Origin of the sequence: Pseudomonas sp. Irchel 3F6 (genome assembly GCF_900187595.1) — a bacterium.
Taxonomy (GTDB): Bacteria; Pseudomonadota; Gammaproteobacteria; order Pseudomonadales; family Pseudomonadaceae; genus Aquipseudomonas; species Aquipseudomonas siliginis.
On record NZ_FYDP01000001.1, the window covers coordinates 1128535 to 1150330 of the forward strand.

The window sequence follows — 21796 nt, forward strand, 5'->3', positions numbered from 1 at the left end:
AACCAGCGAATGAGACAGACTAGATGGCTGCGGTAAAAATCATCAACGGGTATGTGATCGACAAGAAAGACGGCAAGTGGACGCTGACCACTACCAATGGCGAACATATCGCCGGGCCTTTCGACAGCGAGCAGATGGCGACAGATGTGGCCTCGGTGTTCACTGATACGCCTGCTTCTTCCAAGCGCCGAGGCAAAGATCAGGACTGATCCTTTTAGCACTTGCGCCAAGCCCTGCCAGCATGCAGGGCTTTTTTGTGCTTTGTTGGCAAACAAGTGGCCAATCGCTATAACCTTTTCATCGCGGCGCTGTCAGAGCAACCAGTCCCCCACTTGAAGACCTCGCAACCATGAACCTGAACAAACTGCAGCCGCTTTTCGCGGTATTGGTACTGAGCGGCTGTGCCACTTCGCAGCCCACCTATCTGAACAATGGCGAACAGGGTCTGAGCATCGACTGTTCCGGCGAAGCCAACTCATGGGCCATGTGCTACGAAAAGGCCGATGCATCCTGCGCCGGCACCGGCTATCGCATCGTCGGCACTGATGGCACACCGGCGCCCAAGGAAGATGACAAAACCCTGGGCGTTGACGTTGGCAACTACAAGACGCGCAACGTCGTGGTCGTCTGCAAGTAAGCCTTACATGTGGATTTCGGCGAATTTGATCCCGAGGCCACGGACGACCTCGATCAGGTCGTCGAGCCGATTGAAGGACTCGACTTCATCATTGTCATCCACCAAAAAGTAGCTGCGCCCTGCACTCTTCTTGAAAAACACGATCCATTCACCCGGATTCGCCGGGTTCTGGATGACATGAGTGGCAGAGATAAGGCCCTCTGCGTGGCGCTCCCGCACGTGCTCTCGCTTCATTGCGACTCCATAAATGACAATGCCGCCACAGCAGGACTGTGACGGCATCGGGTGCTGATGTTCGATAGTCTATCAGCCGGAAATACAGGCGTTCGCAGCTTTCTGTACATCGCGAGGGCGAACCGGCACGTTGGACATGCGCTCATGCAGCTTGATGCTGCTGCCGCCGGCGCGATCTTCGATATCAAACACGGCTGCCGGGCCTGACGAAAGTTTGCCGGGAACGATGACTCGTACACCGTCTTTCTGCGGCTGGACTTGCAACGCACCACGACTGTCAGCGAGCTTGTCGGTCAGACACTGCGCATACTCCTGGGGCTTTTTGCCGGAGATCACGCTCATGGTTGGCAGCGTTTCATTGATTTCGGAAACATTTGCACAACCGGCCATCGCCAGAATCAACGGCACACACACCACACCCCACTTCATATAAATCCTCCGTTAAAGACCGTCCGACAGCACAAATGCCGCTTTTCTCCGGGGCCTTGTGCATTTAACCCGCCCGCCATGGCGAAGTTCTGTTCAAAATTTGTCAAAGCAACGCCCGACGGCCAGATAATAACCCGTGCGGGCTGATAAACTGCGCCCATCGACAAGCTATCGTTTTGATTTAGTAGAAAAAGCCCTTCTGGAGGCGCCCATGAAATTCATTCACCAGCGCGAGCACCTCAACGAAGACGACATCGTCGTCATTCAATGCTCGCAGATGTGCAACATCCGTTTGATGAACGACGCCAACTTCCGCAGCTTCAAAAACGGCGGCCGTCACACCTATCACGGCGGCGCGTTCGACACGTTCCCGGCACGCATCACCGCACCGAGCACCGGCTTCTGGAACATCACCATCGACACCGTCAACCGCCGCGCAATCAGCGTGACGCGCAAGCCGACGCTGACCCACTCGATCAAGATCATCCGTCGCTCCAGCACTAAACTGAGCTGAGACGCGCAGCCTATTCTGAAAGGGAAACATGACCGTGGCGCAAAAAACCAAATACGTGATCAAGTACAAACTGGACGGTGAACAGCGTTTCGAATTCGCTGAACTGGAAACCGGCACTGACGAGGAAGCGAAGGCGGCGCTGAAGAAAATGCACGCTGACGAAGAACTCAGTGACATCAAGGTCAGCAAAGCGCTGTAACCGAATCATGCAACCGACCACGTTTGACCTGTTCGCCGACAACGAACCCGTACAGCAGCCCCGCGCCGAGCAGATCGGCGAACAATCGTGGGTGCTGCGCGGATTCGCCTTGCCACAGGTCGAGCAACTGCTGACCGAGCTCGACGCCATTCTTGCCGCCGCCCCGCCACGCCACATGGTCACGCCCGGCGGTTTCAGCATGTCGGTCGGCACCAGCAGTTGCGGACAGCTGGGTTGGATCACCGATCGCAGCGGTTACCGTTATTCCAGCGTCGATCCACTCAGCGGCTTGCCGTGGCCGTCGATGCCGGCGGTGTTTGCCGAACTGGCACACCAAGCGGCTGAGCGCGCCGGTTTCCCGGATTTTCAGGCCGACTCCTGCCTGATCAACCAATACGTCCCCGGCGCCAAGATGTCGCTGCATCAGGACAAAGACGAAAAAGGTTATGCCGCGCCCATCGTTTCGCTGTCGCTGGGTTTGCCGGCAATGTTTCTGTTCGGCGGCTTCGAACGCAGCGATAAAACCCAGCGCATCCCGCTGTTGCACGGCGACATGGTGGTCTGGGGCGGCGTGGACCGCCTGCGCTATCACGGCGTGCTGCCAATCAAACCTGGCCGTCACCCGCTCTTGGGCGAGCGGCGCATCAACATCACCTTCCGCGTCGCGGGCGCTCAATAAAAGTTTGACCGCAAGGCGCGGAGTGTTGCGGGTTACGATGCTGGTTAACCTGAATCAAACAGGTCAACGGATTCCCTCTCATGGACACGCTTTCGAAGACAATCAGCATTGAACACGATCCCCGCTGGGCCGCTGTGGTGGCGCGCGATCCGCGTGCCGACGGGCAATTTGTCTATGCGGTCAAAACCACTGGCATCTACTGCCGGCCGAGCAGTCTGGCGCGCCTGCCGAAACCGCAGAACGTCGAGTTTTTCGACACCGCCGAACTGGCCGAAGCTGCCGGATATCGGCCGAGCAAACGCGCCAGCAAGGACCAGAATGACGCGCAACATGCGGCGATCATCGCAGCAGCCTGCCGGCAGATCGAAGCGTGCGAGACATTGCCCGCGCTCGACAGCCTCGCCGCCAGCGCCGGCCTTAGCCCTTTCCATTTTCATCGAGTATTCAAAGCCGCGACCGGCCTGACGCCCAAGGCTTACGCCACGGCGCATCGCTCACGCAAACTGCGTGCGCGCCTGGCGGACGGCGGCTCGGTGACCGACGCGCTGTATGACGCTGGCTTCAACTCCAACAGCCGCTTTTACGAATCAGCCGATCAACTGCTGGGCATGAAGCCCACCGACTATCGCGCTGCCGGGCAGAACAACGACATTCGCTTTGCCGTTGGCCAATGCTCGCTGGGGGCGATTCTGGTGGCGCAAAGCGAACGTGGGATCTGCGCGATTCTGCTCGGCGACGATCCGCACCAGCTGGTCTGCAACCTGCAGGATCAGTTTCGCAAGGCCAACCTGATCGGCGCCGACCGCGAATTTGAACAGTTGATCGCCAGCGTCGTCGGCTTTGTCGAAGCGCCCGCGACGGGCCTGAACTTGCCGCTGGATATACGCGGCACAGCGTTTCAGGAGCGCGTCTGGCAGGCGCTGCGTGAGATCCCCGCAGGCAGCACCGCAAGTTACGCCGAAATCGCGCAACGCATCGGCGCGCCGACTTCGATGCGCGCCGTGGCCCAGGCTTGCGGGGCCAACCGTTTGGCGGTGGCGATTCCCTGCCACCGCGTGGTGCGCAGTGACGGCAATCTTTCCGGCTACCGCTGGGGCGTCGAGCGCAAACGCCAACTGCTTGAGCGCGAACTCAACGATTGACGTCGACCACCACCCTGCCCCGCAGTTGCCCGGCGAGTAATCTGGGCGCGGCCTCAAGGGCTTCGCTCAAGCTGATTTCGTGACTGATCAATTGCAATAACGAGAAATCCAGATCCTTGGCCAGTCGGCCCCAGGCCTCGATACGGCGCGCCTTGGGCTGGGTCACGCTGTTGATCCCGGCCAGCGTTACGCCGCGCAGAATGAACGGTGCTACCGAGGCCGGGAAATCCATGCCTTGCGCCAACCCGCATGCCGCGACCACGCCTTCCGAGCGTGTGCTGGCGCAAGCATTCGCCAGCGTATGACTACCGACCGAATCGACCACCGCCGCCCAGCGCTCTTTCGCCAACGGCTTGCCCGGTTCGGACAAGGTGGCTCGATCGATGATGTCGGCAGCACCCAATTGCTGCAGGTATTCATGCTCGGATACACGGCCGGTGGATGCCACCACGCGGTAGCCCAACTTGCTGAGCAAGGCGATGGCAAAGCTGCCGACCCCGCCATTGGCGCCGGTGACCAGCACTTCGCCGTGATCCGGTGTCAGGCCATGGCGCTCCAGCGCCAGAATGCACAGCATTGCCGTGTAACCTGCGGTGCCGATGGCCATGGCTTGCGCCGGCGTGAAAGCTTCGGGCAACGGAATAAGCCAGTCACCATTGAGCCGAGCCTTTTGCGCCAGCCCGCCCCAGTGGCTCTCACCGACGCCCCAGCCGTTGAGCAGCACTCGGTCGCCCGCCTTGAAATCGGCATGCGAACTGGACTCGACAGTCCCCGTCAGATCGATCCCCGGCACCATGGGAAACTTGCGTACTACCGGGCTGCTGCCGGTGATCGCCAGGCCGTCCTTGAAATTCAGGGTGCTGTACGCCACGTTCACGCTGACGTTGCCTTCGGGCAGTTGCTGCTCATCGATTTGCTGCAGATTGGCGCGATAACCGCTGTCGTCTTTGTCGATCAGAATGGCATTGAACATGACGGCCCCTCGAAAATAATGGGAAGAAAGCGTGCCCTGAAATAACACATCGCAACACATTGCCACACTCGACTTTCGCTAAGCCACCCGCACCGACGCTGAAAAACTGCACGTAATGTTCAGAATTTCAGACTGGCCCCGCAGCCGGTTTTGCTGCTAAAACCGCTTGCCGTCCCTGCCCGTTTCATCGTTCGGAGAATTGCTTTATGAGCCAGTGGCCAGACACCCGTATCCTTGATCTTCTCGGTATCGAACTGCCGATCATCCAAGGCCCGATGGCCGGTGCGACCAATTCTTCGATGGTGATTGCCGTGTGCAATGCCGGCGGCCTCGGTTCAATGCCGGCAGCGATGCTGAGCATCGAGCAACTGCGCGAAGAACTGAAGACGATTCGCCAGCACACCACCAAGCCGTTCAACGTCAATTTCTTCTGCCATCAGCCACCGGCGCCTGATGAGCAGCGAGCCCGGGACTGGAAAAATCTGCTCGAACCTTACTACCGCGAACTCGGTGCCGATTTCGAGGCGCCGACGCCGGTGTCCAACCGTGCTCCGTTCGACGAGGCCGCGTGTGCCGTGCTCGAAGAATTCCGCCCCGAAGTGGTGAGTTTTCATTTCGGGCTGCCGGAGAAAAATCTGCTTGATCGGGTCAAGGCAACCGGGGCGAAAATCCTTTCGTCTGCCACCACGGTCGAAGAAGCGATCTGGCTGGAGCAACACGGCTGCGATGCGATCATCGCCATGGGTTATGAGGCCGGGGGCCATCGCGGGATGTTTCTCAGCGATGATCTGAGCACCCAGGTCGGCACCTTCGCCCTGGTGCCGCAGGTGGTCGACGCGGTGAAAGTGCCGGTGATCGCGGCGGGCGCGATCAGCGATGCGCGAGGCGTTGCCGCAGCTTTCATGCTCGGCGCCTCGGCGGTGCAAGTCGGCACGGCGTACCTGTTCACGCCGGAAGCCAAAGTCAGCGCCTCACACCACAAGGCCCTGCGTACCGCCAAGGAAAGCCAGACCGCCATCACCAACATTTTCACCGGACGTCCGGCGCGGGGCATTGTCAATCGGGCGATGCGCGAACTCGGCCCGATGTCAGCGCAAGCGCCAGCCTTTCCGTTGGCCGGCGGCGCGCTGATGCCGCTGCGAGCCAAGGATGACGCCGATTTTGCCAATCTGTGGGCCGGTCAGGCGCTGACGTTGGGCAAGGATATCGGCAGCGCTGAACTGACCCGGCAACTCGCCGAGGGCGCATTGGCGAAACTCAACCGTCATTGAATTTACGCGGCGAGCGGATTTATTCCCTCGCCACTTGGCGGCATATCGCTATATATTTCCGTATACAGCGATTGCGCCCGTGTATCGGCGTTATCCAAAGCAAAGCATTCAATGCCGATCACGGAGCCTTTACATGACACCTGCTGCCACACGCCTCGCCCCTGCCTGTCTCGCCTCATTCCTCGCATTTTTCAGCATCGGCGCCGCGCAGGCTGACGAAGTGCAAGTGGCGGTCGCCGCCAATTTCACCGCGCCAATCCAGGCCATCGCTGCCGACTTCGAAAAAGACACCGGGCACAAACTGGTCGCTGCTTACGGCGCAACCGGCCAGTTCTACACCCAGATCAAAAACGGCGCGCCCTTCCAAGTGTTTCTCGCCGCTGACGACAGCACCCCGGCAACGCTCGAGCAGGAAGGCGAAGCCGTCAAAGGCTCGCGCTTCACCTACGCCATTGGCACGCTGGCGCTGTGGTCGGCAAAAGAAGGTTATGTGGATGCACAGGGTGACGTGCTGAAAACCAACCAATACCAGCACTTGTCCATCGCCAACCCGAAAGCCGCGCCATACGGTCTCGCCGCCACCCAGGTGCTGGAAAAACTCCAGTTGAGCGAAGCCACGAAAAGCAAAATCGTCGAAGGCCAGAACATTACTCAGGCCTACCAGTTCGTCTCCACCGGCAACGCCGAACTGGGCTTTGTGGCGCTGTCGCAAATCTTCAAGAACGGCAAAATCAGCAGCGGCTCGGCATGGATTGTTCCGGCCACCCTGCATGATCCGATCAAACAGGACGCGGTGATCTTGAACAAAGGCAAGGACAGCGCTGCTGCCAAGGCCCTGGTCGATTACCTCAAAGGGCCGAAAGCCGCTGCGGTGATCAAATCCTTCGGATATGAACTGTAAATGTCGCTGACCAGTGCCGACTTCGCCGCGATCTGGCTGACCCTGAAACTGGCGTCGCTGACCACCGTCATCCTGCTGATAATCGGCACACCGATCGCGTTATGGCTGTCGCGCACCTCGTCGTGGTTGCGTGGCCCGATTGGCGCCATCGTCGCCCTGCCGCTGGTGCTGCCGCCGACGGTGATCGGCTTTTATCTGCTGCTGGCGCTGGGGCCGCACGGTTTTCTCGGCCAGTTCACTCAATGGCTGGGGCTGGGCACGCTGACGTTCAGTTTCACCGGGCTGGTGATCGGCTCGGTGATCTATTCCCTGCCGTTCGTGGTGCAACCGCTGCAAAACGCTTTCTCGGCAATCGGCACCCGCCCGCTGGAAGTCGCCGCGACGTTGCGCGCCAATCCCTGGGACACGTTCTTCAGCGTGATCCTGCCGCTGGCGCGCCCCGGTTTCATCACCGCAGCGATCCTCGGTTTTGCCCACACCGTCGGTGAGTTCGGCGTGGTGCTGATGATCGGCGGCAACATTCCCGACAAGACCCGCGTGGTCTCGGTGCAGATTTACGACCACGTCGAAGCGCTGGAATATGCCCAGGCGCACTGGCTGTCCGGGGCGATGCTGGTGTTCTCGTTTCTGGTGTTGCTGGCGCTGTATTCCAGCCGCAAAACCCGCGCAGGCTGGAGCTGATCGATGATTGATGTACGCCTGAAACGCACTTATCCGGGGTTCGAACTGGATGTTGATCTGCAAGTGCCGGGCCGGGGCGTCACTTCGCTGTTTGGCGATTCCGGCTCCGGCAAAACCACCTGCCTGCGCTGCATCGCCGGGCTGGAGCGCGCCGAGCAGGGTTTTGTGCAGATCAATGACGAGATCTGGCAGGACAGCGCCAACGGCATCTTCGTACCGCCGCATAAACGTGCGCTTGGCTACGTGTTTCAGGAAGCCAGCCTGTTCCCGCATCTGTCGGTGCTGGCCAATCTGGAGTTTGGTCTCAAACGCATCGCCAAGTCGCTACGCCGGGTCAATATCAACCAAGCGACCGAACTGCTCGGCATCGGCCATTTGCTTGAGCGTCACCCGCAGCATCTGTCCGGCGGCGAACGGCAGCGCGTCGGCATCGCCCGCGCCCTGCTGACCAGCCCGAAACTGTTGCTGATGGACGAACCGCTGGCGGCTCTCGACAGCCGGCGCAAAAGCGAAATCTTGCCGTACCTGCAACGCCTGCACGACGAACTGGATATTCCGCTGCTGTACGTCAGCCATGCCCAGGACGAAGTCGCGCGTCTGGCCGATCATCTGGTATTGCTCCGTGACGGTAAAGCTCTCGCCAGCGGCCCGATCGGTGAAACCCTTGCGCGCCTGGATCTGCCTTTGGCGCTGGGCGATGACGCCGGGGTCATCATCGAAGGCCAGGTCAGCGCCTACGACGCCACCTATCAATTGCTCAGCCTGCAACTGCCGGCCACTGCAATGAACATTCGCGTCACCCATGCGCCGATGGCCGTGGGCCAGGCTCTGCGCTGCAAAGTGCACGCCCGCGACATCAGCCTGGCGCTGAACAATGATGCAGCCAGCAGCATTCTCAATCGTCTGCCCGTTACGGTCGTCAGCGAACAGGCCGCTGACAACAGTGCCCATGTGCTGATCCGCCTCGATGCCGGCGGCACGCCGCTGCTGGCGCGGATCACCCGCTTCTCGCGTGACCAATTGGGCGTGCATCCGGGCCAGCGGCTGTGGGCGCAGATCAAGGCGGTGGCGGTGCTCGCGTAAATCATTCGGCACGACGGCCAGCGCCTGCGGTCAATCAGTTACAGACTGCCGTATGACCGAAGGAAACCGCCATGCCCGATACCGTGCTGACAGATGCCCTGCCCGCCGATCTGCATTACGTCGATGACACTCAGCCTGGTATCACCCGGAAAAAACTGCGCGGCAAGTTCGTCTATTTCGAACCGTCGGGCCAGCGCATCACCGACCCGGACGAAATCAAACGCATCAACGCCCTCGCGGTGCCGCCGGCTTACACCGATGTGTGGATCTGCGCCGACCCGCGCGGTCATCTGCAAGCCACCGGCCGCGATGCGCGCGGGCGCAAGCAGTACCGTTATCACGCGCGCTGGCGCGAAGTGCGCGACGCCGACAAATACTCGCGCCTTCGCGAATTCGGCCTGGCCCTGCCCAAACTGCGGCGCCAGCTTGAGGCGCTGCTCGACGCCCCGGGCTTCAGCCGCGACAAGGTCATGGCCACGGTCATCACCTTGCTCGACGCCACGCTGATCCGCGTCGGCAATACCCAATATGCGCGAGACAATCGCTCTTATGGCCTGACCACGCTGCGCAGCCGCCACGTCGAGGTCAATGGCAGCGCGATCCTGTTCCAGTTCCGCGGCAAGAGCGGCATCGAGCACCAGATCACCGTCAAGGATCGGCGTCTGGCGCGAATCATCAAGCGCTGCCTGGAGATTCCCGGGCAAAACCTGTTTCAGTACCTTGACGAACACGGCGAACGGCACACTGTCACCTCCTCCGACGTCAACGCCTATCTGCAAAAGCTCACGGGCGCTGAATTCACCGCCAAGGATTACCGCACCTGGGCGGGCAGCGCATTGGCTTTGGCAGTGCTGCGCGAGCTGCAGCATGAGTCGGAAACCGAGGCCAAGCGCCATGTGGTCGAAGCCGTGAAGAACGTCGCCAAACAGCTGGGCAACACGCCAGCGGTGTGCCGCAAATGCTACATCCACCCTGCGGTGCTCGAACATTTCATGCTCGGCGCGCTCGCCGAACTGCCCCGCCCTAGAGTGCGCAAAGGCCTGCGCGCTGAGGAAGTAGCCTTGGCGATGTTTCTCGAGCGGATGTGTGAGGTGAGCGAGGCGTCCTGAGTCGCACAAACCCCCTGCAGGCTCACTCCTACAAGATTTGCCGATGAGCTGAGCTGGGTATTTTTTGCACGATCGCGCGGGGCTTCTATAGTTGATCTGAAGGTTCGCGCCATGCGGGCTTTTTGTTGCAACTCAGCCGTTTCAGCGAACGGAGGTGTTTCATGTCCGAGAAAGAGTCCATCACCACCCTCCTCACCCTGCTCGACGCCCGTCAGGCGCGCCTGGCAGCCGCCTGCAAAGAGATCGCCGACTGGGTTGATCATCAAGGCGGGCATCCGACAGCTTTGCGCATTCGCGACCGACTGCATGACATCGAAAAAGATGCGCCGCTTATTCGCGATACGCTTTCGACGCTCAAGCCAATTGATCGGCCGTTGCCACGATTCAGATAGTCGAGGTTCAATTAACTTCAACAACCGGCTCGGCATCGGTGTAAATGTTTTTCTTTATTATCCATTGCGATTGAGCGTAGCCCTTTTAGTTATATGTGCCCTACTGGCCAATACAAGTTGAAAGTGCAGACACCGCTCATCGGATCAATTAAAAAAAATCAAAACACCGTGAACCGATATGTAATCGAAGTAGGTGTCCATGACGAAAACGGACATCACTAGCGAAACGTTAATAGATATCGGAGAGCTATCATGACCACCGGAAATAAAAATACAGGTAACGCCGGCAACGATCGTGACAAGATGCAAGAGTCCGGGAAAAAAGGCGGACAGTCTGGCGGCAACTTCGCCAACGATCGTGAAAAAGCATCCGAAGCTGGTCGCAAAGGCGGACAATCCAGCCACAGTGGAGGTCGCAAGTCGTAAATGAGCAATACAAGGGCAGCCTCGCTGCCCTTGTAATATTCGACGGAGCGCAAAGATGAACACCTCCACACATACGCCTCCAAGCCAGTTACACCAACACGAAGGCGCTGAAGTTGTAGCAGAAGCGACGCGAAGCTCCCCGGAGAAACTGCCGGACAACGCTGTGTCTCCGTGCATTGAAAGAAAACCTGGCCACCCGCAGCACAGCGATCGTGCCCAACATGAATGTTACGAGCGCAGGCAGTTGCTCGTTGACTCTGAAAACTCTCGAGAAACGCAAACGACGCCAACGTACGAACGCAGCTCCTGACTGACGAGCACCAGTCCTTGCGCAAAGAGCCCGTTTGCAGAGCCCCGGCCCGTCGAGGAAATTGCCATGCCTGTTCACGTGATTAACTTTACCGGCCCGATCAATGCTTCAACCTGCGGTCAGCTGATTGACAGAGCCTCGCGTGCGGTAAAGGAAGATGCCCCCAGGTTGATTCTGAACATCGCTACCATGGGTGGCGAATGCAGTTACGGTTTCACGATGTACAACTTTCTGATGGCGCTGCCCGTGCCGGTACACACGCATAACCTGGGAACGGTCGAGTCGATGGGCAATATCGTTTTCCTCGCCGGCCAGCGCCGCACCGCGTGCACTCATAGCAAGTTTCTGTTTCACCCTTTTCATTGGCACTTGCAGGGAGCGGTTGATCATTCGCGCATGTCGGAATATGCCATGAGCCTTGATTACGACTTGCATCTGTACGCGCAGATTGTGGCCGAGCGTATCAGTAACGGGAAAAATGCGTTGGAGACAGAAAAATACCTGACAGCGGCTCCGCGCATTATCAATCCTGAAGAAGCTTTGCATGCAGGTCTGATCACAGCGGTTGAAGACACCGAGATTCACGCAGACTTTGTCTGCTCATGCATTTACTCCTGAAGCCCCTCCTGAATAACGCGCCGTTTTAGATGCGTTTCATTCTAGTGAGATCGCCACTCTCAGCAGCGACATTACAAGATCATGTAGTGCATTGGCGCATCAACTTGTACACGCCCCAACGGGCGGTATAACGCAAAACAAGCGGCGTATGCCGGTCATCCCAGCCAAAAGAATTTTCTCTGAATTATTTATTTCGCCAGACATCCCTCTTTTTAACAGCCGGAGGAAATGTATGAGCGCAGTGGACTTGTACGTGATCGAGTACCTGTTACATGGAAAGCCCAGGTCATTCGTCATTCGCACAAAAAACATGAACAACGCCGAAGCGTGGCAGTGGGCAAGTTGCGACGCAGGAATCGCGCCCATCCCGCGCCCCGGTCGGCCTCCGTTGAAACGTTTTTCCAAACCAATGGCGGAACGCTTCGGCGTAACCGAGGTGCAATGGCGCGAGTCGGTGCCTCTGGTGTGGGAGGAGGATCACGCAAAATGAATGAGCGCACGTTGAAATTCGGTTTCGGCCGATCGTGGGATGACGAGATGGCAGAAAACGCCGCGATGTTCCGCGAGGCCGACCTGCTGGAAGAGGCGGCCTACAGAATCATTGAGCATGACGCCGACAGCCCTGAGTCTTGGGCTCGCTTCAGCGAAGCAAAAGCCTTGGCCGACGCCAAGCGAACGGCGGCCTATCAGGATTGGATGCGCATCAAGCGCGCAATGAGCAAGCCGCGCTCGAAATAGCAGCCTGGCAGGTCATGGTTTGAGGATCAGCAGCGGCTCGCCTTTCGGCACGACGTAAGTGGCCAGTTCCACGCCCTTTTCGCTGCCAATGTTTTTCGCCACATGCGCCACGCCCGCCGGAATGAACAACGAATCACCGGCCTTGAGTATTACCGGCGCCCGCCCTTCGAGCTGATACTCGAACGTGCCGCTGATGACATAGGCCACTTCCACGCCGGGATGAGCATGCCGAGGCGAGGTGACGCCAGCGTCGAAATCGATACGCGCCTGAATCACCTCGCGATTGTCAGCGCCGAGATCCTGGCGAACCAGATCAGTACGGCTCAGACCTTTCTGCCAGCTCGTCGCCGGCGCATCTGCCGCATGGGCGAAACCGGCAAGGGAGGCGAAGACAACGGCAGAAGCCAGAAACAGTGGACGGTACATGGTGGTGCCCTCTTGAACGTAGTGTTGGTGTGAGGGCTACTTTGGGCTCGGCATGTAAGGCGGATGTGTCTCGAAAGCGCAGTTTGGTGTTGCCGTGTGTATCCGCTGAGGGCTGATACACGCTTATACAAACGTGTCGCGGTCCCCGTCCGGGCCATGGTGGGAAAGAATCTGTAAACTGCCGCAATCTTCATTCACCCAAACAAGAGATGCCCATGGCCAATCAAGACATCATCTTCACGCCTGATCCGGACACCGATTCGATTTCTTCCGACGTCGCCACCTTTGGCGGGATCATGGTCTCGACGCAAATCCCGACCCGCGCCGATGGCAGCCTGGAACTCGGCGGCATCACCGAGCAAAGCGAGTGCACGCTGCAAGCGCTGAAAGTCGCCTTGGAACGTGCTGGCAGTTCGATGGACCGGGTGCTGCACCTGACCATTTACCTCACCGACATGGGCGATCGCGGGGCTTTCAATGAAGTGTACAAACGCTATTTCGCCAAGCCTTGGCCAGTGCGGGCAGCGGTGGGCGTCGCCTCGCTGGCGGTTGAAGGGATGCGTGTGGAGGTGACGGCGATGGCGGCCAAGGGCTGATTTGCGGAAATACTGCGTAGGCTGCCGCCACGATTCCGGTTGCGGCGTACGCAGTGAAATACTCAAGGGCGCGCGCCAAACACAGCAGCCACCAGGATGCGGCCGTTTGGCATGCGCTGGCTCGCTCGTTGAGCGAATTGGCGTCAACGGTCTATTCACAAAACTTAAAGGGGACCACTAGCTATAACAAACAGTTTACCTTCTGATACCCGGTATGTTTGCCCGCGGTGCTCGATTTCAAAATTGAATGTTGCCGTAATCGAATCGATGCCTTCTTCGTGTTTGCGAGCAAACTCTATTGTTCCTGTTTTCGCATATAAGATTTCATGCGACATAGTCATCAATCCCGCGACAGGGCTTCCGAACCCGCCAATTTCATGCGTACCGTCCGTAAGGGAGCGATCTATCACAAATGAAATGATCTCACCCACCTCGTCCGTAAAATATTGACCAATAACGCTAAACGTCTCTTTTGTGCCGAAATAAAGATGCCGAGTAGCGGAGAATATTGGCTTGCCTATGCCCGGATGATCGGGTGACACGACCGCTTTGTAATACACTTCGGCCGTCTTGCGAGGACGCGGTTTAAACGACGCGAAATCCGAGATACCAATCGTCGCGAAGGCGTTATTACCTTTCATGATATTAATCTCCAATGTCTTGCGTGATATAGGCCAGAGCGACTTTCCCGCTCCCACCTGATGTTCACGCTTTGGACGCGGGCGGACAACTGACAGTCTTTACAGTTATGCATTGCCTCGTATTGTGCTAGGTCCTTCGTACCTGATATCGGCACGCTGATGCCGCCCAAGTGTTTCACAGGTACAATGCGCCCCTTGCCCGTGACCGCCTGACTAAAAAAACTATGTCCTTGCCCAAGCATCACCTGGAATTGCTCAGCCCTGCCCGCGATGTCGCCATTGCCCGCGAGGCCATCCTGCATGGCGCTGACGCCGTGTACATCGGCGGCCCGAGCTTCGGCGCACGCCACAACGCCTGCAACGAAGTCAGCGAAATCGCCGAACTGGTCGAGTTCGCCCGCCGTTACCACGCACGCATCTTCACCACCATCAACACCATCCTGCACGACAACGAGCTGGAGCCGGCGCGCAAGCTGATCCATCAGTTGTACGACGCCGGCGTCGATGCGCTGATCGTTCAGGATCTGGGCGTAATGGAGCTGGACATTCCGCCGATCGAGCTGCACGCCTCGACCCAGACCGACATCCGCACCCTCGAGCGAGCGAAGTTCCTCGATCAGGCCGGTTTCTCGCAGTTGGTGTTGGCCCGTGAGCTGAACCTGCAGGAAATCCGCGCCATCGCCGATGAAACCGACGCGGCCATGGAATTCTTCATCCACGGCGCGCTGTGCGTGGCCTTCTCCGGCCAGTGCAATATTTCCCACGCGCAGACCGGCCGCAGCGCCAACCGGGGCGACTGCTCCCAGGCTTGCCGCTTGCCGTACACCTTGAAAGACGAAAAGGGTGGCGTGATCGCTTACGAAAAGCACCTGCTGTCGATGAAAGACAACAACCAGAGCGCCAACATCCGCGCGCTGGTCGAAGCAGGCGTGCGTTCGTTCAAGATCGAAGGTCGCTACAAGGACATGGGCTATGTGAAGAACATCACCGCCTATTACCGCCAGCGTCTGGACGACGTGCTCGAAGACCGCCCTGACCTGGCCCGCGCCTCCAGCGGCCGGACGGTGCATTTCTTCCTGCCCGACCCGGAAAAGACCTTCCACCGTGGCAGCACCGATTACTTCGTGACCGATCGCAAGATCGACATCGGCGCCTTCGATTCGCCAACCTTCACCGGGCTGCCGGTCGGCACGGTGGAAAAAGTCGGCAAGCGTGACATGCAGGTTGTCACTCACGAGCCGCTGTCCAACGGCGACGGCCTGAACGTGCTGGTCAAGCGCGAAGTGGTCGGTTTCCGCGCCAACATCGCCGAGGCCAAAGGCGAGTTCGAAGAAGACGGCGAGAAGCGCTACCGCTACCGCGTCGAGCCGAACGAAATGCCCGAGGGCCTGTTCAAGCTGCGTCCGAGCCACCCGCTCAATCGCAACCTCGATCACAACTGGCAGCAGGCGTTGCAGAAAACTTCTTCGGAACGTCGCGTGGCCCTGAGCTGGTTCGCTCGTCTGCGTGAAGAACAGCTGGAAGTGACCGCGACCAGCGAAGAAGGCATCAGCGCCAGCGTCACCCTCAACGGGCCGTTCGGCGTTGCCAACAAGCCGGAGCAGGCGCTGGAGCAACTGCGCGACCTGCTTGGTCAGCTCGGCACCACGCAGTACCACGCCACCGACGTCAAGCTGGATGCGCCGCAAGCGTTCTTCATTCCCAACTCGCAGCTCAAGTCGCTGCGTCGCGAAGTGATCGAAGCGCTGACTGCGGCGCGTGTCGCCGCGCATCCGCGTGGCAGCCGCAAGGCCGAAACCACGCCGCCGCCGGTGTACCCGGATTCGCACCTGACCTTCCTCGCCAACGTCTACAATCAGAAGGCCCGCGACTTCTACCACCGTCACGGCGTCAAGCTGATCGACGCGGCGTACGAAGCTCACGAAGAGCCAGGCGAGGTGCCGGTGATGATCACCAAGCACTGCCTGCGTTTCTCCTTCAACCTGTGCCCGAAACAGGCCAAAGGCGTGACCGGCGTGCGCACCAAGGTCGCGCCGATGCAGTTGATCCACGGCGATGAAGTGCTGACGTTGAAGTTCGATTGCAAGCCGTGCGAGATGCACATCATCGGCAAGATGAAAGGCCACATTCTGAACCTGCCGCAGCCGGGCAGCGTGGTCGGCCACATCAGCCCTGAAGACCTGATGAAAACCATCCCGCGCGCACCGCACTGAGTGACCGGCGTGCGCGGTGCTTCGGCATCGCGCACGCATGCCTGGCTCGAGCGCGGTAAATCGCAGGCATAAAAAAACGCCAACTTCTTGCGAAGTTGGCGTTTTTTCGTAGATGGCAGGGGCGGCTGGATTCGAACCAACGCATGGCAGGATCAAAACCTGCTGCCTTACCGCTTGGCGACGCCCCTGTAGCTCTGATCAGCGGCTCCGTTAGGATCGCTGTGAGAACGGGCCGCAATTTAACAACATTCATTTCATTTGGGAAGCCCGAAATAAAATTTTTTTTGTTTTAAAACAGCGACTTATTATTTTCGCGCGAAAACTCACCGTTTCATCGCCATGTATCACACTGTGTACGCGCCCCGCTGCTACACAACCCAATGCAAAAACGCTCTCTGGCGACACAGAGCAGATACCTCGCCACGCTTCAATGCACCCAGGGTTTCAAGGGTTCATCCAGCCCCTTGGCCACAGGCTCGCAAAGGAGACGTCAGCATGAAACAGGCTCTGCACACCTCTAAAATCACCGCCGCGCTCGGCTTGTCAGTCCTGGCACTGTCACTGTTCGGCGCCGTCGGCAGCGCTCAGGCGCAAACCACAGAACCCGCCGCCGTCAGCTATTCCGCGCCCTCGCCTTTCGGCCCGCTGAAGCACATCAAGGCTGGCTTGCTCGACGTGGCCTACGCCGAAACCGGCCCCGCTGATGGCCCAGTGGTGATTCTGCTGCACGGCTGGCCCTACGACATTCACAGCTACGACGAAGTCGCACCACTGCTCGCGGCCAAGGGTTACCGCGTGCTGATGCCGTATGCACGCGGTTATGGCGACACGCAGTTCCTTTCCAAAAACACCCTGCGCAACGGCCAACCGGCGGCGCTGGCCAGCGACGTGATCGACTTCATGGATGCGCTGAAGATCAAGCAAGCAGTGCTGGGCGGCTACGACTGGGGCGCGCGTTCGGCGGACATCGTCGCAGCATTGTGGCCGGAGCGCGTCAAGGCGTTGGTGGCGGTCAGCGGCTACCTGATCGGCAATCAGGCCGCCGGGCAAAACCCGCTGCCGCCGAAAGCCGAATTGCAGTGGTGGTACCAGTTCTACTTCGCCACCGAACGCGGCCGTGCCGGCTATGAAAAGAACACCCACGACTTCGCCAAACTGATCTGGCAGCTGGCTTCGCCGCAGTGGAAGTTCGACGACGCCACTTTCGACCGCAGCGCCCAAGCGTTGCAGAACCCCGATCACGTCGAAATCACCGTGTTCAACTACCGCTGGCGGCTGGGCCTGGTGCAGGGCGAGGCGAAATATGCCGCGCTGGAAGAGAAGCTTGCGACTGCCCCGTCGATCAGCGTGCCGACGATTACCCTGGAAGGCGATGCCAATGGTGCGCCACATCCCAAGCCTGAGGACTATGCCAAGCGTTTTACCGGGAAATATCAGTTCCGGTTGATTGAGGGTGGGGTTGGGCACAATTTGCCCCAGGAAAGCCCGGCGGCGTTTGCGCAAGCTGTAATCGATGCTGATCGTCTCTGACAGACCCGCCCTCAATACCCCTCACCCTAGCCCTCTCCCGGAGGGAGAGGGAACTGATTGGGGGATATTCGAGATTTACGCCGACCTGAAAGCGCTGTATTGAATCCAAAGTCGACGCCCATCTTTCAGGTCGATGTACAGCGCAAGATACCTCGGTCGGCTCCCTCTCCCTCTGGGAGAGGGCTGGGGTGAGGGTTTTTGGGGATTGCACCGGTCGATCTATTTAACCAGCCGTTTTTCCTTCGAAGGCCGATAACCGAAATACGAGCTGTAGCACTTGCTGAAATGGCTCGGTGAAACGAAACCACACGCCACCAGCACTTCCACCTGCGACAGCTCGGTGTGTTGCAGCAGGCGCCGTGCTTCGGTGATGCGCAGTTCCAGATAGTAGCGCTGCGGCGTGGTGCCCAGTTGTTCCTTGAACAAGCGCTCGAGCTGGCGCCGTGAGCGGCCGGCGTAGACCGCCAGTTGTTCCAGCTCCAGCGGTTCTTCGAGGTTGGCGTCCATCAGCTTGATCACTTCCCGCAACGGCGCGCTGACGCAGATGTTTTCATCCGGTTTGATTCGCCGGTAGCGCGATTCCTCGAACGCCAAAATGTCCTCGACACCCTCGACCAGCGCCTTGCCGTGCAGGCCTTTGATCCAGTCCAGCGCCATGTGGAAAGCCCCCGATGGGCTCGACGCGGTGAGCCGGTCGCGGTCGATCACATAAGGCTCGCTGCTGACGTGCGTAGCCTTGGCAATTTCCGTCAACGCGGGGCGATGTTCCGGGTGAATCGCGCAACGGTAGCCGTCGAGCAACCCGGCACGCCCGAGAAACCACGAACCGTTCCACAACCCGGCCAGACTGACGCCCCGCTCCGCCGCGAGTTTGAGCAAGTGCACAAACCCATCGCTCGCTCGCAGTTCAGTGCGATAACCGCCGCAGACCACCAGCAGATCCAATTCCTCGAGCGCTGCTGAGTCCAGACGCGCATCGGGGCGGATCACCAGCCCCAGGTCGCTGATGACCTCGCCCTCACCCAGCCCGAAGGTGCGCGAGGTAAACAGCCCCGGGCGCAACAGATTGGTAGTCACCACGGCGTCCAGCGTCTGCGTAAAGGCCGGTAGCGAAAAGTGTTCGAGCAGCAGAAAACCGGTGCGCGTCAACTGCGCGTTATCGCTTTGCTCATTCAGATAGCGGAGGTTTTTCCCCTTCATGCCTCCGCTGAATTGGCGTCGTTCGGTCAAGTTTCAATCCATCGGTCACATTGTTGTGCGCCGATAGTTGGCCGGAACCGGTAAAGAGTCAATCACGTCATCAGGCCACACCTTCAAACAACCCATGGCCGTCGCCCCGGGTATCTCAAACGATCGTATTCAACCCCGCCCCGAGCCGACCTTCGAGGCGCCCAAACAGGACGTAGTGTTGATAGCCACTGGAGAAGGCGCCTGTGGCGATTGCAGTCTTTACGTCGGCATTGAGGCGCAAATATTGCTCCTCATCGAAGTGCTCGGCGCTGACTTCACCTGTACGGCCCAGACGTTCGCTATCGATCGGCTGTTCGAGAATCGTGCGTCGTTGAAAGTCGATGATGCGATTGACCGCATGACTTTCCAGCGGCCCCTTGTTGGGCGATGCGGAGTAGATGTGCAGACCGTTCTTCGCGCAGCGGTTGCACAAGTCCACGCAGTTCTTTTGCGTGGATTTGCGACTCATCAATTCCTGTACCGGCATGTCCAGATACTTGCCGACGCTGTATTCCGCCTGATTGAAAATCGTGCAGCACAGCACGGTATTGCCATTGCAATCGAGTACCAGCCAATCATCTTTCAGGGTGCACGCCTGTTTGGGGTATTGCTTGACCAGATTGACCAGGTCTGCATACGGTGGCAACGCCAGGCGCTTGAGGGTTTCCCGGTCCGTGTCGGTGACCGAGGCATCGTCTTCGACGATAGCGAAGGTTTTTTCCAGCGGCATCATCACCGAGTAGCCGGTGGAGAAATTGAAACCCAGGCGCTCGCTGAACTGGCGCATCAGCCCCTCTTCTTCGAGGTTATCCAGATAGCGATGGTAATAGACCTCGATAAGCGTATTCAGGCCGTGACGCTGCTTGAGGTCATGCAGCTTGATCATGTTCTGCTTGACCACTTCGATGTCGCCGCCGACATGCCCTTGGCGGTAGGTATCCTGGTGGAACCCGGACAGGGAGACACGGAAGAACCAGGGATTGGCGAGCATCGCGCTTTCAATGTTCTTGGCCAGGTTAAGGTTGGAGCTGATGCCGCTTTGCAAGCCAGCTGCGTTGATGATTTCGACGAACTCACCAATGCGCGGGTGAATCAACGGCTCGGTCCAGTTGTACAAGAAGATCGCCTTGACCCCTTCACGACGTGCCTTATCGACAATCTGCGTGAACATATCGAGCTGCATGGCTTTCTTGAAATTGGCATTTTCCGAATTACCCATCGGGCATGACGGGCAGCTCAGATTGCAGGCGCCGACGATATCGATGTACATATTCATTACGCGCATAGCTCCTTGGGTCGAACGTGCGCCTCTCATCACGAGCACGTTCGGGTCGCCGGGTTGGTTGTTTTTCTGACGACCTGCCTTCACGTAAAGCAATAAGCGCACCAGAGCCCTACGCCATTAACGCCACAATCCAGTCGATAAATACCCGCAATTTCAAGCTGACATGCCGGTTCGGCGGATACGCGACGTAAAGCGGCATGCTTTCCAGGCGCCAGCCCTCAAACAACGGCACGAGCTCGCCGCGCGCGACATGCGCATCGGCCATATACGTCGGCAACCACAACACCCCCATGCCCGCCAGTCCCGCCGCTAGATAGGCATTGCCGTCATCTACCGCAAGCACATGCCGGCCCTTGATCTGCAAGCGCTCGGTGCCGTTGTGCAACGTGTACGGAAGAGGTTTACCAGTGCGAGCCCAAAGAAACGCGACCACCCGATGATGGGAGTCTTCCAGTTCGCGTGGATGGTCGGGCGTACCTTCGCGAGCCAGATAAGCCGGCGCGGCAAATACCCCCAATGGTAGATCGGCGAGCTTGCGCGCCATCAGCGATTGATCGAGCAATTCGCCGCCGCGCACCACGCAATCGACGTTCTCATCGATGATGTCGACGATGCGGTCGCTGACGCCCATGTCGATCTGGATGTCCGGGTAGCGCGCATGAAACTCCGGCAACGCCGGCACCAGAATGTGCCGCGCGAACGGGCTCGGCACGTCGATGCGCAAGCGCCCCCGTGGCCGTGCGGCGGCACCGGGCAGGCTGGTTTCGGCGTCGTCCATGTCGGCCAGCAACTTGATCACCCGCTCGTAATACGCCGCACCATCGGCGGTGACGTTGACCTTGCGCGTAGTGCGATTGAGCAGCTTGACCCGCAGCCGCGCCTCCAGCTGCTGCACCAGTTGCGTCACCGTGGTCTTGCTCATGTGCAGGGTTTCGGCAGCTTTGGTGAAACTCCCCGCCTCGACCACCCGGGCAAAGGCCTGCATCGCATCGAACCGGTCCATCCGCGCCTCTCGATTGTTTGGAATTTGCAAACAGTGAACGCCAAGCTTGCGCGTTTATCCGGCAGCTGCAAATACCTAAAGTCACCCCATCAACCACTGATGGAGTCAGCCCCATGTCCAAGCGCGATGTAGTGTTCCCACCCGCCCGCCACGCCCTGTATGAGCGTCACCGTTACTCGCCGGCGATTCGCTCCAACGGGTTTCTGTTTGTCTCCGGACAAGTCGGCAGCCGTGAGGATGGCTCGCCCGAGGCCGATCTGCGCGATCAGGTGCGCACCGCCTTCCACAACCTCAACGCGATCCTCGCTGCGGCCGGTTGCAGCTTCGATGATGCGGTGGATGTCACCGTGTTCATGGTCGATCCGCACTCGACGTTCGAAACGATCTGGACTGTGGTGCCGGAGTTCTGGGGCGAAGCGCCGTTTCCGACCATCACCGCTGTCGGCGTGACCTGGCTGGCGGGTTTCGATTTTGAAATCAAGGTGATTGCCAAACTGCCGGAAGCGGCTTGACCGCAACCGTACACAAACAGACAC

Annotated in this window: 27 protein-coding genes, 1 tRNA gene and 1 pseudogene; 20 read left to right on the plus strand and 9 right to left on the minus strand. The window is 59.0% G+C overall.

The window, feature by feature from the left end:
- The first annotated feature begins 23 nt into the window (after positions 1 to 23).
- Both CKW30_RS04905 and CKW30_RS04910 read left to right on the plus strand, forming a co-directional pair.
- The gene (locus CKW30_RS04905) at positions 24 to 209 is read left to right on the plus strand and encodes a hypothetical protein (RefSeq protein WP_016774922.1); all 186 of its coding nucleotides are present in this window, start codon (positions 24 to 26) and stop codon (positions 207 to 209) included.
- Between the two features lie 140 nt (positions 210 to 349).
- On the plus strand, positions 350 to 637 hold the full coding sequence (locus CKW30_RS04910; protein ID WP_016774923.1) for a hypothetical protein: 288 nt from the start codon (positions 350 to 352) through the stop codon (positions 635 to 637).
- A 3-nt stretch (positions 638 to 640) separates the two neighbouring features.
- On the opposite strand, the gene CKW30_RS04915 is transcribed toward CKW30_RS04910, so the two are convergent.
- Together CKW30_RS04915 and CKW30_RS04920 are read right to left on the minus strand one after the other, a co-directional pair.
- The gene (locus CKW30_RS04915; RefSeq protein ID WP_016774924.1) at positions 641 to 871 is read right to left on the minus strand and encodes a hypothetical protein; all 231 of its coding nucleotides are present in this window, start codon (positions 869 to 871) and stop codon (positions 641 to 643) included.
- A 72-nt stretch (positions 872 to 943) separates the two neighbouring features.
- Positions 944 to 1300: a hypothetical protein gene (locus CKW30_RS04920; RefSeq protein WP_016774925.1), complete on the minus strand. Its 357-nt coding sequence runs from the start codon at positions 1298 to 1300 to the stop codon at positions 944 to 946.
- Positions 1301 to 1511: 211 nt separating this feature from the next.
- On the opposite strand from CKW30_RS04920, the gene CKW30_RS04925 reads away from it, so the two are divergent.
- The 4 genes from CKW30_RS04925 (at position 1512) to ada (ending at position 3834) form a co-directional block, all read left to right on the plus strand.
- Positions 1512 to 1814, plus strand: a complete 303-nt coding sequence (locus tag CKW30_RS04925) for a DUF1883 domain-containing protein (protein ID WP_007912251.1) — start codon at positions 1512 to 1514, stop codon at positions 1812 to 1814.
- A gap of 28 nt (positions 1815 to 1842) precedes the next feature.
- Positions 1843 to 2013, plus strand: a complete 171-nt coding sequence (locus tag CKW30_RS27265; protein ID WP_016774926.1) for a hypothetical protein — start codon at positions 1843 to 1845, stop codon at positions 2011 to 2013.
- Positions 2014 to 2020: 7 nt separating this feature from the next.
- Positions 2021 to 2692, plus strand: coding sequence for a DNA oxidative demethylase AlkB (alkB, locus tag CKW30_RS04935; protein ID WP_095180144.1), 672 nt, complete (start codon positions 2021 to 2023; stop codon positions 2690 to 2692).
- An 80-nt stretch (positions 2693 to 2772) separates the two neighbouring features.
- Positions 2773 to 3834, plus strand: coding sequence for a bifunctional DNA-binding transcriptional regulator/O6-methylguanine-DNA methyltransferase Ada (gene ada, locus CKW30_RS04940; protein WP_095180145.1), 1062 nt, complete (start codon positions 2773 to 2775; stop codon positions 3832 to 3834).
- On the opposite strand, the gene CKW30_RS04945 is transcribed toward ada, so the two are convergent.
- Positions 3824 to 4807, minus strand: coding sequence for an MDR family oxidoreductase (locus CKW30_RS04945; protein WP_095180146.1), 984 nt, complete (start codon positions 4805 to 4807; stop codon positions 3824 to 3826). The two genes, ada and CKW30_RS04945, sit on opposite strands and share 11 nt — an antisense overlap.
- A 206-nt stretch (positions 4808 to 5013) precedes the next feature.
- On the opposite strand from CKW30_RS04945, the gene CKW30_RS04950 reads away from it, so the two are divergent.
- The 10 genes and pseudogenes from CKW30_RS04950 to CKW30_RS04995 all read left to right on the plus strand — a co-directional run bounded on the left by CKW30_RS04950 (position 5014) and on the right by CKW30_RS04995 (position 12336).
- Positions 5014 to 6078: a nitronate monooxygenase family protein gene (locus CKW30_RS04950; protein WP_095180147.1), complete on the plus strand. Its 1065-nt coding sequence runs from the start codon at positions 5014 to 5016 to the stop codon at positions 6076 to 6078.
- Positions 6079 to 6211: 133 nt separating this feature from the next.
- Positions 6212 to 6979, plus strand: a complete 768-nt coding sequence (modA, locus tag CKW30_RS04955; protein ID WP_095180148.1) for a molybdate ABC transporter substrate-binding protein — start codon at positions 6212 to 6214, stop codon at positions 6977 to 6979.
- The gene (modB, locus tag CKW30_RS04960; protein WP_095180149.1) at positions 6980 to 7660 is read left to right on the plus strand and encodes a molybdate ABC transporter permease subunit; all 681 of its coding nucleotides are present in this window, start codon (positions 6980 to 6982) and stop codon (positions 7658 to 7660) included. It abuts the gene before it with no gap.
- Between the two features lie 3 nt (positions 7661 to 7663).
- Positions 7664 to 8743: a molybdenum ABC transporter ATP-binding protein gene (modC, locus tag CKW30_RS04965; protein ID WP_095180150.1), complete on the plus strand. Its 1080-nt coding sequence runs from the start codon at positions 7664 to 7666 to the stop codon at positions 8741 to 8743.
- Positions 8744 to 8814: 71 nt separating this feature from the next.
- Positions 8815 to 9852: a DNA topoisomerase IB gene (locus CKW30_RS04970; RefSeq protein ID WP_095180151.1), complete on the plus strand. Its 1038-nt coding sequence runs from the start codon at positions 8815 to 8817 to the stop codon at positions 9850 to 9852.
- Between the two features lie 161 nt (positions 9853 to 10013).
- A complete protein-coding gene (locus CKW30_RS04975) occupies positions 10014 to 10244 on the plus strand; it encodes a hypothetical protein (protein WP_016774936.1) in 231 nt (76 codons plus the stop codon).
- Between the two features lie 309 nt (positions 10245 to 10553).
- Positions 10554 to 10670: pseudogene (locus CKW30_RS04980) on the plus strand (general stress protein); the annotation flags it as partial.
- Between the two features lie 376 nt (positions 10671 to 11046).
- Complete coding sequence (locus CKW30_RS04985) at positions 11047 to 11598, plus strand: ATP-dependent Clp protease proteolytic subunit (protein ID WP_095180152.1); 552 nt, start codon at positions 11047 to 11049, stop codon at positions 11596 to 11598.
- A gap of 232 nt (positions 11599 to 11830) precedes the next feature.
- Complete coding sequence (locus CKW30_RS04990; RefSeq protein WP_041480147.1) at positions 11831 to 12088, plus strand: DUF6555 family protein; 258 nt, start codon at positions 11831 to 11833, stop codon at positions 12086 to 12088.
- Positions 12085 to 12336, plus strand: a complete 252-nt coding sequence (locus CKW30_RS04995; RefSeq protein ID WP_095180153.1) for a hypothetical protein — start codon at positions 12085 to 12087, stop codon at positions 12334 to 12336. Before CKW30_RS04990 ends, CKW30_RS04995 begins: the two co-directional genes overlap by 4 nt.
- A gap of 12 nt (positions 12337 to 12348) precedes the next feature.
- Here the strand turns inward: CKW30_RS04995 and CKW30_RS05000 are convergent, their stop codons facing one another.
- A complete protein-coding gene (locus tag CKW30_RS05000; protein WP_056789598.1) occupies positions 12349 to 12762 on the minus strand; it encodes a cupin domain-containing protein in 414 nt (137 codons plus the stop codon).
- 215 nt (positions 12763 to 12977) lie between these two features.
- On the opposite strand from CKW30_RS05000, the gene CKW30_RS05005 reads away from it, so the two are divergent.
- Positions 12978 to 13358, plus strand: coding sequence for a RidA family protein (locus CKW30_RS05005; protein WP_024013136.1), 381 nt, complete (start codon positions 12978 to 12980; stop codon positions 13356 to 13358).
- A gap of 164 nt (positions 13359 to 13522) precedes the next feature.
- Here CKW30_RS05005 and CKW30_RS05010 read toward each other — a convergent pair whose 3' ends face one another.
- Positions 13523 to 13999: a hypothetical protein gene (locus CKW30_RS05010; RefSeq protein ID WP_095180154.1), complete on the minus strand. Its 477-nt coding sequence runs from the start codon at positions 13997 to 13999 to the stop codon at positions 13523 to 13525.
- Between the two features lie 224 nt (positions 14000 to 14223).
- Here CKW30_RS05010 and CKW30_RS05015 point away from each other — a divergent pair, with 224 nt between their 5' ends.
- Positions 14224 to 16212, plus strand: a complete 1989-nt coding sequence (locus tag CKW30_RS05015; protein ID WP_095180155.1) for a U32 family peptidase — start codon at positions 14224 to 14226, stop codon at positions 16210 to 16212.
- 113 nt (positions 16213 to 16325) lie between these two features.
- Here the strand turns inward: CKW30_RS05015 and CKW30_RS05020 are convergent.
- Positions 16326 to 16400, minus strand: a tRNA-Gln gene (locus CKW30_RS05020).
- A gap of 307 nt (positions 16401 to 16707) precedes the next feature.
- On the opposite strand from CKW30_RS05020, the gene CKW30_RS05025 reads away from it, so the two are divergent.
- Complete coding sequence (locus CKW30_RS05025; RefSeq protein WP_095180156.1) at positions 16708 to 17742, plus strand: alpha/beta fold hydrolase; 1035 nt, start codon at positions 16708 to 16710, stop codon at positions 17740 to 17742.
- A 219-nt stretch (positions 17743 to 17961) separates the two neighbouring features.
- Here CKW30_RS05025 and CKW30_RS05030 read toward each other — a convergent pair whose 3' ends face one another.
- The 3 genes from CKW30_RS05030 to CKW30_RS05040 all read right to left on the minus strand — a co-directional run bounded on the left by CKW30_RS05030 (position 17962) and on the right by CKW30_RS05040 (position 21260).
- Complete coding sequence (locus CKW30_RS05030) at positions 17962 to 18972, minus strand: GlxA family transcriptional regulator (RefSeq protein ID WP_177342730.1); 1011 nt, start codon at positions 18970 to 18972, stop codon at positions 17962 to 17964.
- Positions 18973 to 19087: 115 nt separating this feature from the next.
- A complete protein-coding gene (locus CKW30_RS05035; RefSeq protein ID WP_056789581.1) occupies positions 19088 to 20248 on the minus strand; it encodes a radical SAM protein in 1161 nt (386 codons plus the stop codon).
- 118 nt (positions 20249 to 20366) lie between these two features.
- Positions 20367 to 21260 (minus strand): LysR family transcriptional regulator, encoded by an 894-nt coding sequence (locus CKW30_RS05040; protein WP_056789579.1) that lies wholly within the window; start codon positions 21258 to 21260, stop codon positions 20367 to 20369.
- Positions 21261 to 21373: 113 nt separating this feature from the next.
- Here CKW30_RS05040 and CKW30_RS05045 point away from each other — a divergent pair, with 113 nt between their 5' ends.
- Positions 21374 to 21772 (plus strand): RidA family protein, encoded by a 399-nt coding sequence (locus CKW30_RS05045; RefSeq protein WP_041480136.1) that lies wholly within the window; start codon positions 21374 to 21376, stop codon positions 21770 to 21772.
- The last annotated feature ends 24 nt before the right edge of the window (positions 21773 to 21796 follow it).

Bases quoted from the DNA above. Each gene is read 5' to 3' on its own strand.
- CKW30_RS04905 (WP_016774922.1), top strand. From the start codon at position 24: ATGGCTGCGGTAAAAATCATCAACGGGTATGTGATCGACAAGAAAGAC.
- CKW30_RS04910 (WP_016774923.1), top strand. From the start codon at position 350: ATGAACCTGAACAAACTGCAGCCGCTTTTCGCGGTATTGGTACTGAGC.
- CKW30_RS04915 (WP_016774924.1), bottom strand. From the start codon at position 871: ATGAAGCGAGAGCACGTGCGGGAGCGCCACGCAGAGGGCCTTATCTCT.
- CKW30_RS04920 (WP_016774925.1), bottom strand. From the start codon at position 1,300: ATGAAGTGGGGTGTGGTGTGTGTGCCGTTGATTCTGGCGATGGCCGGT.
- CKW30_RS04925 (WP_007912251.1), top strand. From the start codon at position 1,512: ATGAAATTCATTCACCAGCGCGAGCACCTCAACGAAGACGACATCGTC.
- CKW30_RS27265 (WP_016774926.1), top strand. From the start codon at position 1,843: ATGACCGTGGCGCAAAAAACCAAATACGTGATCAAGTACAAACTGGAC.
- alkB (WP_095180144.1), top strand. From the start codon at position 2,021: ATGCAACCGACCACGTTTGACCTGTTCGCCGACAACGAACCCGTACAG.
- ada (WP_095180145.1), top strand. From the start codon at position 2,773: ATGGACACGCTTTCGAAGACAATCAGCATTGAACACGATCCCCGCTGG.
- CKW30_RS04945 (WP_095180146.1), bottom strand. From the start codon at position 4,807: ATGTTCAATGCCATTCTGATCGACAAAGACGACAGCGGTTATCGCGCC.
- CKW30_RS04950 (WP_095180147.1), top strand. From the start codon at position 5,014: ATGAGCCAGTGGCCAGACACCCGTATCCTTGATCTTCTCGGTATCGAA.
- modA (WP_095180148.1), top strand. From the start codon at position 6,212: ATGACACCTGCTGCCACACGCCTCGCCCCTGCCTGTCTCGCCTCATTC.
- modB (WP_095180149.1), top strand. From the start codon at position 6,980: ATGTCGCTGACCAGTGCCGACTTCGCCGCGATCTGGCTGACCCTGAAA.
- modC (WP_095180150.1), top strand. From the start codon at position 7,664: ATGATTGATGTACGCCTGAAACGCACTTATCCGGGGTTCGAACTGGAT.
- CKW30_RS04970 (WP_095180151.1), top strand. From the start codon at position 8,815: ATGCCCGATACCGTGCTGACAGATGCCCTGCCCGCCGATCTGCATTAC.
- CKW30_RS04975 (WP_016774936.1), top strand. From the start codon at position 10,014: ATGTCCGAGAAAGAGTCCATCACCACCCTCCTCACCCTGCTCGACGCC.
- CKW30_RS04985 (WP_095180152.1), top strand. From the start codon at position 11,047: ATGCCTGTTCACGTGATTAACTTTACCGGCCCGATCAATGCTTCAACC.
- CKW30_RS04990 (WP_041480147.1), top strand. From the start codon at position 11,831: ATGAGCGCAGTGGACTTGTACGTGATCGAGTACCTGTTACATGGAAAG.
- CKW30_RS04995 (WP_095180153.1), top strand. From the start codon at position 12,085: ATGAATGAGCGCACGTTGAAATTCGGTTTCGGCCGATCGTGGGATGAC.
- CKW30_RS05000 (WP_056789598.1), bottom strand. From the start codon at position 12,762: ATGTACCGTCCACTGTTTCTGGCTTCTGCCGTTGTCTTCGCCTCCCTT.
- CKW30_RS05005 (WP_024013136.1), top strand. From the start codon at position 12,978: ATGGCCAATCAAGACATCATCTTCACGCCTGATCCGGACACCGATTCG.
- CKW30_RS05010 (WP_095180154.1), bottom strand. From the start codon at position 13,999: ATGAAAGGTAATAACGCCTTCGCGACGATTGGTATCTCGGATTTCGCG.
- CKW30_RS05015 (WP_095180155.1), top strand. From the start codon at position 14,224: ATGTCCTTGCCCAAGCATCACCTGGAATTGCTCAGCCCTGCCCGCGAT.
- CKW30_RS05025 (WP_095180156.1), top strand. From the start codon at position 16,708: ATGAAACAGGCTCTGCACACCTCTAAAATCACCGCCGCGCTCGGCTTG.
- CKW30_RS05035 (WP_056789581.1), bottom strand. From the start codon at position 20,248: ATGAATATGTACATCGATATCGTCGGCGCCTGCAATCTGAGCTGCCCG.
- CKW30_RS05040 (WP_056789579.1), bottom strand. From the start codon at position 21,260: ATGGACCGGTTCGATGCGATGCAGGCCTTTGCCCGGGTGGTCGAGGCG.
- CKW30_RS05045 (WP_041480136.1), top strand. From the start codon at position 21,374: ATGTCCAAGCGCGATGTAGTGTTCCCACCCGCCCGCCACGCCCTGTAT.